Below are 15,990 nucleotides of genomic sequence, written 5' to 3' on the forward strand. Positions count from 1 at the left end.
ACGGGGAGGTCACGTGCGTCGTCGGCTACTCACGGCCAGGTGGGTTCCTCCCCTGATCGCCACGCTTGTGGTGGTTCTGGCGCTCGGCGGCTCGCTGTGGGTGATCTCACCGCCGGCGGCGGTGGGGTCGGGTGCGCCGGCTGACGCGTTCTCCGCCGACCGCGCACTGGCCCAACTCGACATCCTCGGCTCCGGCCCGCGCCCGACCGGTTCACCGGCCGCGGCGGCGGTCGGCGACCGGTTGACGGCCCGGCTCACCGCCCTGGGCCTGCGGCCGGAGACCCGCCGGGACACCGCCGCCCGGGTGGCGTCCGACGGGGCCCACCGGGTCGGCCGGGTGGCCAACATCCACGCGGTCATTCCCGGTCGCGAGCCAGGCGTCGGTGCCGTCTACCTGGTGGCGCACCACGACTCCATCCCGTTCGGCCCGGGTGCCGCGGACGACGGCATGGGGGTGCTCACGATCCTGGAGACGGCCCGCGCGGTGCTGGCCGGTCCGCCGCTGCGGCACGACGTGCACCTGCTCTTCACCGACGCCGAGGAGGCCGGCCTGCTCGGCGCACGGGCCTTCGTCGCCGCCGGCCTCGGTGATCCGGACCGGACAGCGGTAATCAACCTTGAGGCGCGTGGCAACCGCGGTCGGGCGGTGATGTTCGAGACCGGCGGCCGGTCGGGTTCGGTCGTGCCGGCGCTCTCCGGCGGCTCGGCGTTGGCCACGTCGATGGCGGGTGCGGTCTACCAGGTGCTACCCAACGACACCGACTTCACCGAGTTCCGCGCCGCCGGCTACACCGGTCTCAACTTCGCGCTGATCGACGGCTCGGCCAGCTACCACACCCCCCACGACACCGCCGACCGGCTCGACCCGGGCAGCGTGCAGGACCTCGGCGACCAGGTCCTGCGGGCCACCCGGAACCTCGCCGACGGTCCGCTGCGCACCGACGACGCCGGTGAGGTGAGCTACTTCCCGTTGTTCGGCACGACGGTGTCGTACCCGCGGGTGGTGGACCTGGTGGTCGCCGTGCTGGCGGCGGTGCTGCTGCTCGGCGCCGGCGTCCTCGCGCTGCGGCGGCGGGTCGCCCGGGGCCGGGCCACCGTGCTCGCCGCGTCGACCCTGCCGTTGTCGCTGCTCGGCGCGGCCGTGGTCGGACTGCTGCTCTGGCCGCTGTCGGTGCTGATCCGGCCGGCCCTGGGCGGGCTGGTGTTCAGCCTGCCGTACCGGCCGCTGCCGTACCTGCTGGGGTTGTCGCTGCTGGCGGTGGCCGGCACGGCCGGTTGGCTGGCGGTGCTGCGCCGCCGCGGGGTGGGTGGCCCGGAGCTGCTGCTGGCGGCCGGGGCCTGGTTCGCGCTGCTGGCCGTGGTCGCCTCGGTGCTGCTGCCGGGGGCCGGGTACCTCTTCGCCTGGCCGGCGCTGGCCACCGGCGGGGCCGTGCTGCTGCTGGTCCTGCTCGGTACCGACTCGCCGTGGCGGCCCGTCGTGCTGGCCGTCCCGGCCGCCGTCGCCGTCCTGCTGCTGACCCCGGTCGCCGTACTGGTCTTCCCGGCCGTGGGGCTGGCCGCCGCCGTGGTGCCGATGCTGCTGGTCGCCCTGCTCGGCGCGGCGGTCGCCCCGCTCGGCGGTCGGCTGCCGGCCGGCCGCCCGGTGCTGGCCGGCACGCTGGCCCTGACCCTGGGCGGGCTGGCCACGCTCGGCGTCGGGCTGGGCACCGAAAGGGTGTCGGTGGACCGGCCCGCGCAGGTAAGCCTCCTCTACACCGTCGATCTGGACACCGGTACCGCCCGGTGGGCCAGCGCGGGCGGGGCCCCGGACGCCTGGGTCGACCGGCACGTCGGGGACGACACCGGCAGCCTGGAGGAGGACTTCCCGACCCTCTACGACCCGGGCGGCTACCGCACCGGCCCCGCGCCCACCGTCGACCTGCCGGCCGCCGGGATCACCGTGCTCGGCCAGCGCCAAAACGACGACGTACGGGTGGTCCGGCTGCGGCTGGCCGTCCCGTCCGGGCAGGCCGACATGCTGGCGCTGTACGCCGACTCGGTTACCCCCCGCCTCGACGGCGTCACCGTCGACGGCGCGGTCCTGCCCGGTGCGGTCAACCGGCCATTCACCGACACCCCGTGGCGGTGGGGCAGCTACCTGTTCGGCGTACCGGCCGGGGGCATCGAGGTGGAGCTGCGGATCCGGGGCGCGGAACCGCTCGCGCTGCGGCTGCTCACCTACTCCGCCATCGGGCCGGCCGTGGCCGCCGATCCGCCGCCGGCCCGGGTGACCTGGTCGGCCGACGCGGCCGGCGAGGCGATCACCGCCCGCACCGTCCGGGTCTGACCACCTAACCGGCGGCCGGGGTGAGCCGGTGCCGGCGCAGCGCCACGTAGAACGGCTGGTGGTGGTCGCGGTAGCGGGCCAGCAGCGGGTTGTTCTCGGTGGTCTCGGCGTAGGCCGCCGGCCGCCGGACGAAGCCCCGGCTCCCGTTGACCTCGACGTGCCAGCGACCGGTCCGTTCCCAGTCCGGCAGGGCCCCCTCCGGCCAGCTCAGCGCCGCCGGGTCGAACGGCAGACCGACGGCTGCGCAGTAGGCGGCCATCGTCGCCGTCGGGCGGTCCACCAGGTCGTCGGAGTCCAGCACCACCGGTTCGTGCCCACCGGCGGCCCGGACCGCCTCGAACAGCTCGTGCATGTGCTCGATCCCGACGTCGGAGAGCCGCATGTCGGGGCGGAGCGCGTAGTAGGAGGGGATGATCTCCTCGGGCCGGCGGATCACGAAGGTGTGCCGGGCCGTGGCGAGGAAGTCCCGGTCCGCCAGCACCGCCGGGTACCGGTAGTCGGTGGTGTCCTTGAAGAAGACCGGCCCGTCGTCGCCGAGCGCCCGCAGCGCCCCGATCACCTGCCGGTGGTCGGCGGCGGTGACGGTACCGATGGTGACCTGCCCGAAGTCGGTCACCCCGCAGAACGGCTCGTGCACCGTGCGCAGGTCACCCCGGGCCACCATGGACCGGTAGAAGGCGGTGGAGCGGGACCTCGGCGCGCTCCAGAGCGCGACGATCGGGGCGGTCACCGGCCCGCCTCCCGTTCGGCCAGCAGGTCGCGCAGCGTCGCGGCGAGCGCCGGCGCGGCCGGCTGCCCCATCATCGCGTAGTGGTCGCCGGCCACCCGGTGCTCGCGCAGCCCGCCGGTCACCAGCGCACCCCAGCCGGTCCGGAAGCGTTGCGGGTCTCCCCCGTCCGTGGCCAGCAGCAGGTCCACCGGGCCGGCGAAGGGTTCCGGACGCCACACCGCCCCGGCCGCCACGGTGGCCAGGAAGACCCGGGCCCGGGCCGCCACGTCCGCAGGCCGCATCCCGGCGGTGAGCCCGGCGTCGGCCAGCCGGGCCAGCAGCACGTCGAACTGCTCCGGCTCCGGCCGGCCGCGCAGCTCGGCCGCCTCCAGCGCCGGTGGTTGCGCACCGATCGACAGGGCGAAGTCGGCCGCGAACAGCGCCAGCACCTCGGCGGTCTCCGGCGGCTCGGCAAGCATCGGCGGCGGCGCGGCGTCGAGCAGGGCCAGCAGCCCGACCTCGGCGCCGTCGGCCCGCAGCCGCTGCGCCACGGCCAGCGCCAGCCCGCCGCCGGTCGACCAGCCCACCAGGTGGTACGGCCCCTGCGGCGTGGTGGCCCGGATCAGCGCGGCGTACCGCTCGGCCATCTCCGGCACCGAGGTCAGCGGTGGCGTGCCGGTCAACCCGACGGCGTCGATGCCGTACCCGGGCCGGTCCGCGCCGAGGTGCCCGGCCAGGTGCAGGTACGCAAGCGACGACCCGCCGCTTGCGTGCACGAACCAGACCGGCGGCCGACCGGTGCCCGGGTGCAACGGGACCGGCCCCCCGGTGTTCTCCTCGGCGGTGCCGCCCACCGCGCGGGCCAGCTCGGCGATGCTCTGGTGGGTGAAGAGCAGCCGGACGCTGATCCCGAGCCCACGGCGGTTGACCAGGTCGACGACCCGGATCGCGACGATCGAGTTGCCGCCCAGCTCGAAGAAGTTGGCGAGCACGCTCACCTGGTCGAGTTCCAGCACCTCGCACCAGACCTCGGCCAGGGTCCGTTCCACGTCGTTGCGCGGCGCCAGCATCGGCGTCGCGGGGGCGGCCTGTCCCGGCTCGGGCAGCGCGGCGGTGTCCACCTTGTTGTTCGGGGTCAACGGCAGGGCGTCGAGCCACTCGTACGCCGCCGGCACCATGTGCTCCGGGAGGTGGGCCCGGAGGGCGGCGCGGAGGTCCTCGGTGTCGGGGCGCGGCTCTCCGGCGGCGGCCACCAGGTACGCCACCAGCCGGGCCTCCCCACCGGCGGAAGCCCGGGTGACCACCGCCGCGTTGCCGACGCCGGGCACCGCGCGCAGCGCCGCCTCGATCTCACCGAGCTCGATCCGGAAGCCGCGCACCTTCACCTGGTGGTCGGCGCGTCCGTGGAACTCCAGCCGCCCGTCGGAACGCCACCGCACCAGGTCACCGGTGCGGTAGAGGCGGCCGGTGCCGGCGGCGTCGGGGCCGTACCGTTCGGCGGTCAACGCCGGCCGGCGGTGGTAGCCCCGGGTGACCCCGGCCCCGCCGATGGACAGCTCACCGGTGATGCCGACCGGCACCGGTCGCTGCCAGCGGTCGAGCACCCGGACGACGGTGTTGGCGATCGGTCGCCCGATCGGCACGGCGGCGGCTGCGGTGTCCCCGGGCTGTCCGGCAGGCTGGGTGGTGGACCAGATGGTGGTCTCGGTCGGGCCGTACATGTTGACGATCCGGGCGTCGGTGGCGTCGGTCAACGCCGCCAGCAGCGCGCCGGGCAGGGCCTCCCCGCCCACCAGCAGGGTCCGCAGCCGGGCCAGCCCGGCCCGCCCGTGCGGGTGCTCGACCAGCAGCCGGGCCAGCGCCGGGGTGCACTGCAGGTGGGTCACCCCGTGCCGGGCGATCAGCGCGGGCACCGACTCGTCGGCCGGGTCGTCGGGGCCCTGGTCGCGGCCGGTCTGGGTCGGCTGTGCCCCGGTGACGAGCCGGCGTAGCCGGTCCAGGTGGGGCAGGGCCGCGAGCACCTCGTCCCGGTCCACACCGAAGTCGACCAGGCAGGCAATCTCGTCGACGCCGACGCCTACCAGCCGGTCGACCAGCGGCAGGCAGTCCTCGGGGGTGCCGAAGAGGCCGCTCTCGTGCACGTACCTGTCGAAGGCGTGGTCGAGGACGACGTCGATGTCGTCCGCGCTGACCGTGCCGGCGGCCACGTCCATCCCCATCCGCTGGGCGAGCGTACGGACCAGGTCCAGCGAACCCCGCAGGTACTCGATGAACGGCCCGCGTACGGTCCGCAGCACCCGGTCGTGGTCGTCGCCGACGAACGCGTGCAGCATCAGGGTGACGTGGCCGTCGGTGCCGGTGGCCTCCCGATGCGCGGCCCGGTACCCGGCGATCTTCTCGGCGAGCTGGTCGACGTCCTGGCCGAGCAGGTGGGTGAGCAGGTTCGCGCCGATCGCGCCGGCCTTGCGGAAGGTCTCCGGGCTGCCGGCCGCGGTGATCCAGACGGGCAGTTCCGGCTGCACCGGCCGGGGCCGGATCCGGACGTCGACCGGCGCGCCGGCACCGCCGGGCAGCCGGACCGAGCCCCCGCGCCACAGCTCACGCACCGCTTCGAGCTGCTCGACCATGACCGTACGCCGGTCGGCGTAGTTGTCCGGGGCGAAGACGAAGTCGTCGGCGTGCCAGCCCGACGCCACCGACAGCCCGACCCGGCCGTGCGACAGGTTGTCGATCACCGACCACTCCTCGGCGACCCGTACCGGGTGGTGCAGGGGCAGCACGACGCTGCCGGCCCGGATGGCGACCCGCTCGGTGACCATGCTCAGCGCCGAGGCGACGACCGCCGGGCTGGGATAGTTGCCGCCGAAGGCGTGGAAGTGCCGCTCCGGCACCCAGACCGCGCTGAACCCGTGCCGGTCGGCGAACCGCGCCCCGTCGAGCAGGAGCTGGTACCGGTCGCCGGGCAGCTCCGCGTCGCTGGCGAAGTAGAAGAGGCTGAACGCGGTGTCCGTGGGGGTACGCGGGGCGGGCCGGGCCGGCAGCACGTCGGCGGCCCGGCCACCGGCGACCACCACCCGCAGGCCCCGGGTGAGGGTCCAGAGCAGCTCCAGCACGGAGATGTCGAACGAGACACTGGTGACCGCGAGCCAGGTGCCGGGGCCGTCCTCGCCCCCGACCTCGATCTGCTGGTCCATGGCCAGGAAGAAGTTCAGCACCTGGGCGTGCTCCACGACCACGCCCTTGGGACGCCCGGTGGACCCGGAGGTGTAGATGACGTAGGCGGCGTCCCCGGCCAGCACGTCGTCGACGGCGGCGACCGGTTCCGCCCCGCCGTCGGCGTCCCGCTCCGGCCGGTCGTCGGCGTCCCGCTCGGGCCCGTCGTCGGCGGCAGCGTCGGCGAGGTCCACCAGGCGCGGGCCGGCCGGCAGCGGTCCCAGACACTCCCGACCGGCCTCGTCGACAAGCACCGCGACCGGTTCGGCGTCGTCGAGCATCAGCCGCAGCCGGGCGAGCGGGTACTCCGGGTCGAGCGGGACGTAGGCGGCCCCGGACCGCAGCACCGCCAGCAACGCCACCACCAGCTCCGCTGAGCGGCCCGCGCAGATCCCGACCAGGGTGCCCGGCCGGGCACCGACGGCACGCAGCCGGGCCGCGAGCCGGTCGGCCCGCTCGGCGAGTTCCGCGTACGACAGCCGGGTGTCACCGTGCACGACGGCCACCGCGTCCGGGGTACGCCGCACCTGCTCGGCGACGGCGTCGTGGATCAGCCGCGCCGGGCCCGGTGCCAGGTCGGTGGCCGTCCACTCGCCGAGGATCAGGTCCCGTTCCGCGCCGGTGAGCAGCTCCAGGCCGCTCAGCCGGGTGTCCGGGTCGGCGGTTACCTGACGCAGCACCTCCGTGAGATGGTCGAGCAGGCGGCTCATCCGGTCGTCGTCGAAGAGTTCGGTGGCGTACTCCAGCTCCAGGTCGATCCCGCCCTGGTCCGGAGCCTCGGCGGCGCTGATCGTGAGGTCGAACCGCGAGGTGCCGAGCGACACCGGCAGCTGGTCGACCCGGACGTCACCGAGCGCCAGCTGACCGGCACCGCCGTCGGCCAGGTAGAGCGCCACCTGGAACAGCGGGTTGCGGCTGGGGTCGCGGGCCGGCCGCAGCTCGTTCACCAGGTGGTCGAAGGGCAGGTCCTGGTGGTCGTGGGCGCCGAGGACCGCCTCGTTAACCCGGTCGAGCAGCTCGCCGAAGGTGGGGTCACCGGCGGTGGACATCCGCAGCACGACGGTGTTCGCGAAGAAGCCGAGCAGCGGCTCCACCTCGGAGCGCGTCCGACCGGAGAAGATCGACCCGACCGGCACGTCGAGCTGCCCGGTGTAGCGGCTCAGCAGGGCGGTGAACCCGGCGAGCAGGACCGGCAGCAGCCGGACCCCGGCCCGGTCGGCCAGCGCGGCGATCGACCGGTGCAGCTCCGCCGGGAGCCGCCGGCCCAGCACCGCACCGGCCCAGGTCGGCTCGGCCGGTCGGGGACGGTCGGTAGGCAGGTCCAGCACGGGCAGGCCGGCCAGGCGGTCCCGCCAGTAGGTGAGGTGCCGGGTGGCCCCGTCGCCGGCGAGCTGCCGCTGCTGCCAGGCCGCGTAGTCGGCGTACTGCACGGCCAGTGGGGCCAGGCCCGGAGTCCCGCCGGCACGGGAGGTGGCGTAGAACTCGCCGAGCTCGCGCACCAGCAGCCCGGTCGACCAGGCGTCGGTGGCGATGTGGTGCACGGCCAGCACGAGCACGTGGTCGTCGGGGTCGAGCCGGGCGACGGTGGCCCGGAACAGCGGCCCGGCCGCCAGGTCGAACGGTTGGGCGGCCAGCTCGGCGGCGAGTTCCCGGGCCCGCTGGTCGCGCTCCTGCGGCGGGATCCCCGGCAGGTCGTGCACCGGCAGGTCGAGCCGGTCCGGCGGCGGGTCGACGACCTGCCGCGGACCGGCCTCGGTGTGCACGTACCGGGTCCGCAGCACCTCGTGCCGGCCGACCACCCGGCGCAGCGCGTCGGCGAGCAGGTCCAGCTCGACCGCGCCGCGCAGCCGCAACGCGTACGGGATGTTGTAGAGCGGCAGTCCCGGTGCGAGCTGGTCCAGGAAGTACAACCGCTGCTGCGCGTACGACAGCGGCAGCGGCTCGTCCCGGCCGACCACCGGGATCGCACCGGCCACCGGGCGCCCGGCGCGGGCCGCCCGCAGTTGCTGGATCAGCTGGGCGCGCTGGGTGGGCGGCAGCGCCATCAGCCGGTCCCGCATGTCCGGTCGGTCGATCATCGGGCAGCCTCCGCAGGTGGGGCGTCACGGGAGCCGGGGACCGGGCCGAACAGGACACCGCCGGTAGAGTGGTTCGGGATGCTTCACGCCACTCTTCGCCCCGCCGGGCGAGCGGGCCAGTCAGGGATTACCCCGACCGGCGGAGGGAGCCGACGGTGAGCCTCGCCGAGCTGGGTTGGGACGACGAGCGCGACCGGGCCTTCGCCGCACTGCGCAACGCCGGCCGGACCCCCGCCCGGGTCGCCCGGGTGGACCGCGGCACCGCCCTGCTGTACGCCGCCGCCGGGCCGGTCCGGGCCCGGATCGTCGACGGTCGGCACCGGTCGGCCGCCCCGGCGGTGGTGACCGGTGACTGGGTGGCCCTGCGGGCCGGTGAACCGCCCACCGTCGACGTGCTGCTCGACCGGCGCGGCACGGTACGCCGGCCGGCCTCCGGAGGCGGGGTGCCCGACCAGGTGCTGGGCACCAACATCGACGTGCTGGCCGTGGTGGAGGCGCTGGATCCCGCGCCGGAGGCGCTCCGGGTGGGCCGGTTGCTCACGCTCGCCTGGCAGTCCGGTGCCGTACCGGTGCTGGTGTTGACCATGGCGGACCGGGTGGCGGATCCGGCGGCGGTGGCCCGGCAGCTTGCCGACGACGCACCCGGGGTGCCGGTGCACCCGGTCGACGCCACCGATCCGGCGCAGGTGGCGGTGCTGCGGCGGTACCTGTCCGGCGGGCGCACCCTGGGCCTGGTCGGCGCGCCGGGGGTCGGCAAGTCACTGCTGGCCGCCACCCTGGCGGCCAGCGCCACGACCGACGGCCGGGCCGCGACAACCGACAGCCGGGCAACGCCGGACGACGACGGCCGGGCCGCGACGCCCGGCGGCGGTCGGGTGCTGGTCCGGGTGCCCTCGGGCGGCTGCGTGCTGGACACCCCCGGTCTGGCCGGCACCGGTCTGCTCGGGGCGGCCGAGGCGGTCGACCGCACCTTCGCCGACGTCGTGGCGCTGGCCGCGGAGTGCCGGTTCCCGGACTGCGCGCACCTGACCGAGCCCGGCTGCGCGGTGCTGGCCGCGATCGACGACGGCGTGCTGCCGGCCCAGCGGTTGGCCAACTGGCAGCGACTCGGCCGGGAGATCGACTGGGAGACCCGCCCCCAGGAGGCCCGGATCGCCTCGGCCGCCCGATGGGAGCAGCGCCGGGCCCAGCGCCGCGCCCGGGGCTGACCCCGACCCGCCGGCCGGACCCCGCGCGCCGCCCGTCGCGCGCCCGCCGGTCGGTCAGGTGCGAGCCGGTTCCCGCGCGGCCAGCGGGCCGGTGGCGGCGATCGAGGCGGCGGCGATGTCGAGCAGGTCGCGGACCATGGCCGCGGAGGCCGGCTCCGCCCCGGGCTCCAGACTCGACGCGACGATCCGGTCCACCTCGTCGCTGTGGTAGACGACGCCCATCTCGTCGGGGGTCAGCCCGGCCAGCGGGTGGGTGAGCGGCACGGCGGTGGGGCGCACCGACAACCGGAACCCGCCGTCGGTGGCCTCGGCCAGGCAGAGCAGCACGATGCGCTCACCGCGTTCCGCGGCGGCCGTCACCGCCTCCCGGGTCACGCCCCGAATGCCCTCGACCCGCACGTCACCCAGCTTCGCCTGCTGGTCGAGCACGGCGTTGACGGTGATGACGAGCTTGCACGCGGCGTCCAGCCCGTCGACGTCGAGCGACGGGTCGGCCTCGGCGATGCCCCGGCGTTGCGCGTCGGCCAGGGCCTCGGCGTACCCCTGGCCGGCCTCCATGGCCCGCAGGATGCTCTGCGTGGTGCCGTTGAACAGCGCCTCGATCCGGGTGATGCCGGCACCGGCGAGGTCCCGGGCACCGATGTTCACCACCGGCAGGGCCCCGGCCACGCAGGCACTGAACCGCAGCCGCGGCCCCGGGTGCCGGTGCGCCAGCCCCCACCCGTCGCGCAGGTCGGCGGCGCCGGTCAGCTCCTCGTACGCCAGCGCCAGCGGGCCCTTGTTGGCCAGCACGGCGTGGGTCCCCAGCGCCAGCGCGGTGCGTACCGTGCCCAGGCCCGGCTCACCGTCGTCGAGGTTGACCGGGGTGGCCTCCAGCAGCACGTCCGGCCGCAGCTCGGTGACCAGCTCGGCGGGGGTCAGCCCGGGACGACCCACCCCGGGCAGCTCGGCGACCGGACGACCCTCGCGTACCGTCCGCCGGATCGTGGCGAGGTCGAGGCCGGCCGGGTCGACCGCCGCGCCGCCGTGCTCGGCGACGCCCACCAGGACGAACTCCAGACCGTGCCGGCGCCGCAGCTCGGCGGCCCGTTCGTCCAGGATGCGCAGCACCCCGGAACCGACGTTGCCCAGACCGGCGAGGACCAGCCGCCACGGCCGGTCCGCCGGGGGCCGGGGATGCGGGGACGCTACGGACTCAGGCATGGTGGCACTCCTCAGCGGGTGGCTGGTCGGCGGGCGGACCCGACAGCGGGTGCCACCGGGTCAGGGGATCGACCATCGGCCAGTTTGCCAAGGTGGTGCCAGGTCGGCGACTCGTCCGCGCGCCGGGGAGTGCTCGTCGCCCCGGTCAGCGGGTCTTCTTCGCCGCCCGCTTGCGGGGTGGCGTCAGCAGGTCCGCGATCGTGGCGATCGCGGACGGCACCAGGCGGTAGTACGCCCAGACGCCACGCTTCTCCCGCTCGATCAGGCCGGCCTCGGTGAGGATCCGGAGGTGGTGGCTCACGGTCGGCTGGGAGAGGCCGAGCGGCGCGGTGAGGTCGCTGACGGACGCCTCCCCCGCCGGCGAGGCCTGAATCAGGCTGAGCAGTCGCAGCCGCGCCGGATCGGCGAATGCCTTCAGCACTCCCGCAAGCCGCTCGGCATCGGCACGCTTGATCGGCTCGCCGGCGAGGGGCGAGATGGCCGGCGTCGAAGTCTTCGCAGTTCCCACGCCTTGCATAGTGGCAGCAACAGCGCCGGTCGGCGGCGAAACGAGGGCGGAATCACCGCGAGGCGGTGCGGCCCGTCACGCCGGCTCGGGTACGCCGCCCGGCTCGCCGTCGTCGGGCATCGGCTCGACCGGTGCGTCCGGCAGCGTGTCGGGCGTACCGGGAAGCAGTTCCTCGGCGTTGTCCGGCACCGGCTCACGCGGGTCCAGGGGTGGGTAGACGTCCGGATCGAGGTCAGGATTTGTCATCGGGCAAGTATCCGTCACCATCGCCGGCACCGCCTCCGGAGCCGCGGACGCGGGCCCGACGACCGCGCCGCCGTTCACCACAGACCCTCCATCTGCGCGACGGAGCTGGCCGGCGGCGGCTCCCGGAGGAAGACGTCGAGCAGGAAGTCCGGCTCCTCGTGACGAGCTGTGCGGGCCAGCCCGTCCAGGTCACCGAGGAGCCGGTGCACGTCGTCCCCGCTGCGTACGTGGTCGGGCACCGACGGGCGCCAGTGCACCGCGACGAGCGTCCCGCCCGGCGCGAGCGTCGCCATCACGCGGCTGGTCAGCAGGTCGAATCCGGCGTCGTCGAGGTAGTGGAGGGTGAAACCTGAGGCCCGTCCTATCCCCTGGGGTCGGAACCCCGTCCGGCCTGTCGTGCCTTGCCGATCAGCCCCAGGTGGGTGTGCTCGAACCCGTCGGTCGTCTTGAGGCCGTAACCCAACGCGCGGTCGACGGCGATGTGGAACACCCACGCGACGGCCAGCACCCCGAGCCAGCCGATCTCGTCGCGGAACGCGGCTGCGGCCACGGCCACCGCGCCGAGCAACGCCGGCACCGTGTACGAGTGGACCACGTTGTAGCAGAAGGCGCCGAGGCGCGGCCCCCGCAGGTAGCCGAGCATGGACAGGTCGAAGACGAGGAAGAGGGCGAGCAACGACCACCACGGGTATCCGACGGCGACGGTCACCACGACGGCGAGGGCCGCGACGACGACGGCCTCGACACGCTGCGCCACGACCGGGTTCAGCTCTGGCATCTCCACACCTCGATCAGGGGGTGTCGCTCGAACCCATGGTACGGGGCGTTCCCCCGGGTCCTCTTCTTCGGTAGATTTCGGTCGACGTGCAGCAGGACGGTGACGACAGCCTCGATCCGCGGGTCCTCCGGGAGATGGTGGACGACCGGGTGGTCGACGCCGTCCTGATCGGGCTGGCCGCCGCGGTGGGCCTGACCGCCGCCGTCCAACAGGCGAACGACCCGGTGCCGGTGTCCGCCTGGATCCTGGCCGCGGACTGGGTCGCGGGGGTGCTCGGCTGCCTCGCGCTGTGGTGGCGGCGCCGGTTCCCGGTCGTACTCGGCGTCGTCCTGACCGTGGCGAGCGCGTTCTCCGAGACGGTCGCCCCGGCCGCGATCGTCGCGTTGTTCACCGTCGCGGTGCACGGCTCGACCAGGGCGACGCTCGCGGTGTGCGCGGTCAGCCTCGCCGCGCTCGGCACCCATCAGCTGCGCTGGCCCGAGCCGGCGGTCCCGCCGTTGACGGTGTTCGTCATCATCGGGCTGGGACACCTCGCCACCGTGGCGTGGGGCCTGTCCGTGCGCAACCGGCGGGCGTTGGTCGCGTCCCTGCGGGCACGGGCGGCGGCGGCCGAGGTCGAGGCGCTGCTGCGGGCCGAGCAGACCGCGCGGGAGGCCCGGGAGGCGCTCGCGCGGGAGATGCACGACCTCCTCGGGCACCGGCTCTCCCTGCTCAGCGTCCACGCGGGTGCCCTCACCTACGCCCGCGACGCGCCGGCCGAGGACCGGGCGCGGGCGGCCGAGGTGGTCCGCGAGAACGCGCACCGGGCCCTGCAGGACCTCCGCGAGGTGATCGGGGTGCTCCGGGCCCCCGTGGGTGAGGAGCTGCCGATGCCGGGCGCCGAGGACGCCCTGGAGCTGATCGAGGAGGCCCGCCAGGCCGGCACGGCGGTCGAGCTGCGCGACGAGGCCGGGGTGACGACCGGCGACCGGAACATCCCGGAGACGTACGGCCGCACGCTCTACCGCCTCGTCCAGGAGGGCCTGACCAACGTGCGCAAACACGCCCCGGGTACGCCGGTGCTGATCCGGATCACCGGGCGACCCGGCGACCGGGTGACCGCCGAGGTGGTCAACGGGCCCCCGGCGGATCCACCCTCGCGCCCGGACGGTGCCGGTGCGGGGCTGCGCGGGTTGCGGGAACGCGCCCAGCTCGTGGGCGGGCGGCTCGACCACGGACCGACGAACTCGGGCGGCTGGCGGGTCCGGCTCCGGCTACCCTGGCCGTCGTGACCCATCCGATGCCCGCCGACGGCACGGGCGACCCGGTCATCGACGTGCTGCTGGCCGACGACGACCCGGTGGTCCGGTTCGGGCTCAAGATGATCCTGAGCGGCGCCCCCGACCTGCGGGTGGTGGCTGAGGCGAGCGACGGCGCGGAGGCCGTGGAGCTGGCCCGGCGCCACCGGCCCGACGTGGTGCTGATGGACATCCGGATGCCCGACACCGACGGGCTCACCGCCACCGAGACGCTGCGCAGCGGTGCGTCCGGCCCGCAGGTAGTGGTGCTCACCACCTTCGACGCCGACGCCCAGGTGCTGCGTGCCCTGCGGGCGGGCGCGGCAGGTTTCCTCCTGAAGGACACCCCGCCGGACGAACTCGTCGTCGCGATCCGGCACGCGGCGCAGGGCCGCCCCGTGCTCTCGCCCGAGGTGACGCGTCGGCTCATCGCGCGGGTCGCGGAGCCGGGGCAGGACGACCGGCAGCAGGCCGCCCGACGGCGGCTCGACGTGCTCGCCGACCGGGAGCGGACGGTCGCGGCCGAGATCGGTGCCGGGCGCACCAACGCGGAGATCGCCGCACGGCACCACCTCGGCCTGACCACGGTCAAGACCCACGTGTCGGCGATCCTCACCAAGCTGGACCTCAACAACCGCGTGCAGGTGGCACTGCTCGTGCAGGAGGCCGGGCTCACCCCCCTGGAGTGACCGGGCGGTCAGCTGCCGTACCCGCGCTCCTACTTTGGTTGGTGGATCCGGAGCCTTGGACGGAGAACGGAGCCGGGTGGCCCGCCTAGCGTCGATGTCATGCGACTTTCATCCCGACATAGCCGCGTGTCACCCGTACCCCTTCGGATCGGCGCGGCGCTGGCCGGCGCGGTGCTGGCCCTGGCCGGTTGCACCGGTGCGGCCGGACCGGCGGCGCCGGACCGCCCGGTGGCGGCCGTCGGCCCGACCGGGCCCGCGCCGACCCCGGACCCGGTGCAGTGGAAGGAGTGCGGGCCGGGCCGCGACTGCGCCACCGTCGAGGTGCCGCTGGAGTACACCGACCCCGACGGGAAGCAGATCCCGCTCGCCGTGACCCGGCACCGGGCCACCGACCCGGACCGGCGCATCGGCAGCCTGTTCATCAACCCGGGTGGTCCGGGGGTGTCGGCCACCGAGACGGTCGCCTCCATCGACGCCGCCAACGACAAGGGTCCCTACTCGCCCGAGGTCGTCGCCCGGTTCGACGTCGTCGGCATGGACCCGCGCGGTGTCGGTGAGTCCGGTGCCGTGCGGTGCCTGACCGACGAGCAGCGGGCCGAGCAGGCAGCCGAGGACCGTGACCCGACCGTCCCCGGCGGAAAGCCGTTCGGCAAGCTGCTCACCGACGCCCGCACCTTCGCCAAGGGCTGCCTGGACCACCAGAGCCCCGAGTTCCTGGCGGGTCTCTCCACCGACAACGTGGCCCGGGACCTGGACCAGGTGCGCGCCGCGCTCGGCGAGGAGAAGATCACCTTCTACGGCGCCTCCTACGGCACGGTGGTGGGTCCCATGTACGCCACGCTCTTCCCCGACCGGGTACGCCAGATGGTGATCGACGCCCCGGTCGACACCGGCCTGTGGCAGAACGACCCCCTGCGGCTCCTGGACGACGTCGCCCGCTCCAACGAGGAGACGCTCGACGCCTGGTTCAAGACCTGCCGCGCCGAGGGCGTCAAGGTGTGCGCCTTCGGCGACGGTGATCCGGAGGCCGCGTTCGACGCCCTGATCACCAAGCTGGAGGCGAAGCCGCTGCGGGTTCCCCCGGTCGAGGGCCTCACGCCGGGCGGCACGCTCGACGGGGCGATGGCCCTGGAGGCCGTGCGCGCCGCCGCCGGCAACCGGACACTCTGGCCCACGCTCACCGCGGGTCTGCTCGCCGCTCAGCGGGGCGACGGCACGGCTCTGCACTTCGTGGTCTCATTCGTCACGGTCGCGCCGTTCGGCGCCCCGTTCGCGAGCCTCCAGGAGCCGCACAACGCCGTCCGCTGCGTCGACTGGCCGGAGCTGGGCAAGCTGTCCGAGCACCACGCCGCGGCGAAGAAGATCACCGGGCGTGGCGAACGGCTCGGCAGCCGGGCCGCCTACAGTGCGCTCAACTGCGCGTCGTGGCCAGTCGAGAACAAGGACCGGTTCACCTCCGAACTCACCGGTGCCGGCGCCCCGCCGATCCTGGTGGTCGGTGGTCGACTGGACAACGTGTCGCCGCACCACTGGGCCGAGAACATGACGAAGCGGCTGGCGGACGCCGTCCTGCTCACCCGCGAGGGCGTCGGCCACACCTCCTACCGGATGAGCGGCCCGTGCGTCGACGCGGCCGTGGACGCCGTACTGATCGACGGGGTGCTGCCCGCCGACGGCACCGTCTGCGACGACGTGCCCCCCGGCACCACCCGGCCGCCTGCTCCGCAGGGGTAGCCAGGGAGGCGCTCAGTCCCC

12 protein-coding genes are annotated in these 15,990 nt (G+C 74.8%); 5 read left to right on the forward strand and 7 right to left on the reverse strand.

The annotated features are described in order from the left end of the window. Positions 1 to 13: 13 nt before the first annotated feature. The gene (locus ACN28G_RS24995) at positions 14 to 2,326 is read left to right on the forward strand and encodes a M20/M25/M40 family metallo-hydrolase (RefSeq protein WP_421480459.1); all 2,313 of its coding nucleotides are present in this window, start codon (positions 14 to 16) and stop codon (positions 2,324 to 2,326) included. A gap of 4 nt (positions 2,327 to 2,330) precedes the next feature. Here the strand turns inward: ACN28G_RS24995 and ACN28G_RS25000 are convergent, their stop codons facing one another. Together ACN28G_RS25000 and ACN28G_RS25005 are read right to left on the reverse strand one after the other, a co-directional pair. Beyond that, positions 2,331 to 3,056, reverse strand: a complete 726-nt coding sequence (locus ACN28G_RS25000) for a hypothetical protein (RefSeq protein ID WP_217628889.1) — start codon at positions 3,054 to 3,056, stop codon at positions 2,331 to 2,333. Next, complete coding sequence (locus tag ACN28G_RS25005; RefSeq protein ID WP_421480460.1) at positions 3,053 to 8,326, reverse strand: MupA/Atu3671 family FMN-dependent luciferase-like monooxygenase; 5,274 nt, start codon at positions 8,324 to 8,326, stop codon at positions 3,053 to 3,055. The genes ACN28G_RS25000 and ACN28G_RS25005 overlap by 4 nt, the downstream gene beginning before the upstream one ends. 155 nt (positions 8,327 to 8,481) lie before the next feature. On the opposite strand from ACN28G_RS25005, the gene rsgA reads away from it, so the two are divergent. After that, positions 8,482 to 9,534 carry a GTPase RsgA gene (gene rsgA / locus ACN28G_RS25010; RefSeq protein WP_421480461.1) on the forward strand — a complete coding sequence of 351 codons (1,053 nt, stop codon included), beginning with the start codon at positions 8,482 to 8,484 and terminating at the stop codon, positions 9,532 to 9,534. 54 nt (positions 9,535 to 9,588) lie between these two features. Here rsgA and ACN28G_RS25015 read toward each other — a convergent pair whose 3' ends face one another. The 5 genes from ACN28G_RS25015 to ACN28G_RS25035 all read right to left on the reverse strand — a co-directional run bounded on the left by ACN28G_RS25015 (position 9,589) and on the right by ACN28G_RS25035 (position 12,269). Beyond that, positions 9,589 to 10,737, reverse strand: a complete 1,149-nt coding sequence (locus ACN28G_RS25015; RefSeq protein WP_421480462.1) for a homoserine dehydrogenase — start codon at positions 10,735 to 10,737, stop codon at positions 9,589 to 9,591. A 145-nt stretch (positions 10,738 to 10,882) separates the two neighbouring features. Then, complete coding sequence (locus ACN28G_RS25020; RefSeq protein ID WP_091445454.1) at positions 10,883 to 11,254, reverse strand: ArsR/SmtB family transcription factor; 372 nt, start codon at positions 11,252 to 11,254, stop codon at positions 10,883 to 10,885. 66 nt (positions 11,255 to 11,320) lie between these two features. Further along, positions 11,321 to 11,491, reverse strand: a complete 171-nt coding sequence (locus ACN28G_RS25025; protein WP_175440702.1) for a hypothetical protein — start codon at positions 11,489 to 11,491, stop codon at positions 11,321 to 11,323. A gap of 74 nt (positions 11,492 to 11,565) precedes the next feature. Further along, positions 11,566 to 11,784: a hypothetical protein gene (locus ACN28G_RS25030; RefSeq protein WP_139135806.1), complete on the reverse strand. Its 219-nt coding sequence runs from the start codon at positions 11,782 to 11,784 to the stop codon at positions 11,566 to 11,568. 68 nt (positions 11,785 to 11,852) lie between these two features. Then, positions 11,853 to 12,269, reverse strand: coding sequence for a DUF4260 domain-containing protein (locus ACN28G_RS25035; RefSeq protein WP_091447701.1), 417 nt, complete (start codon positions 12,267 to 12,269; stop codon positions 11,853 to 11,855). 86 nt (positions 12,270 to 12,355) lie between these two features. Here ACN28G_RS25035 and ACN28G_RS25040 point away from each other — a divergent pair, with 86 nt between their 5' ends. From ACN28G_RS25040 to ACN28G_RS25050, 3 genes are all read left to right on the forward strand, one after another. After that, on the forward strand, positions 12,356 to 13,540 hold the full coding sequence (locus ACN28G_RS25040) for a sensor histidine kinase (RefSeq protein WP_217628890.1): 1,185 nt from the start codon (positions 12,356 to 12,358) through the stop codon (positions 13,538 to 13,540). 8 nt (positions 13,541 to 13,548) lie between these two features. Continuing rightward, entirely contained in the window at positions 13,549 to 14,235 is a 687-nt protein-coding gene (locus ACN28G_RS25045) for a response regulator (protein WP_091447708.1), read from the forward strand. 126 nt (positions 14,236 to 14,361) lie between these two features. Continuing rightward, on the forward strand, positions 14,362 to 15,969 hold the full coding sequence (locus ACN28G_RS25050) for an alpha/beta hydrolase (RefSeq protein WP_421480463.1): 1,608 nt from the start codon (positions 14,362 to 14,364) through the stop codon (positions 15,967 to 15,969). Positions 15,970 to 15,990: the final 21 nt, after the last annotated feature.

The organism is Micromonospora sp. WMMA1923, from assembly GCF_049179195.1.
Taxonomy (GTDB): Bacteria; Actinomycetota; Actinomycetes; order Mycobacteriales; family Micromonosporaceae; genus Micromonospora; species Micromonospora yangpuensis.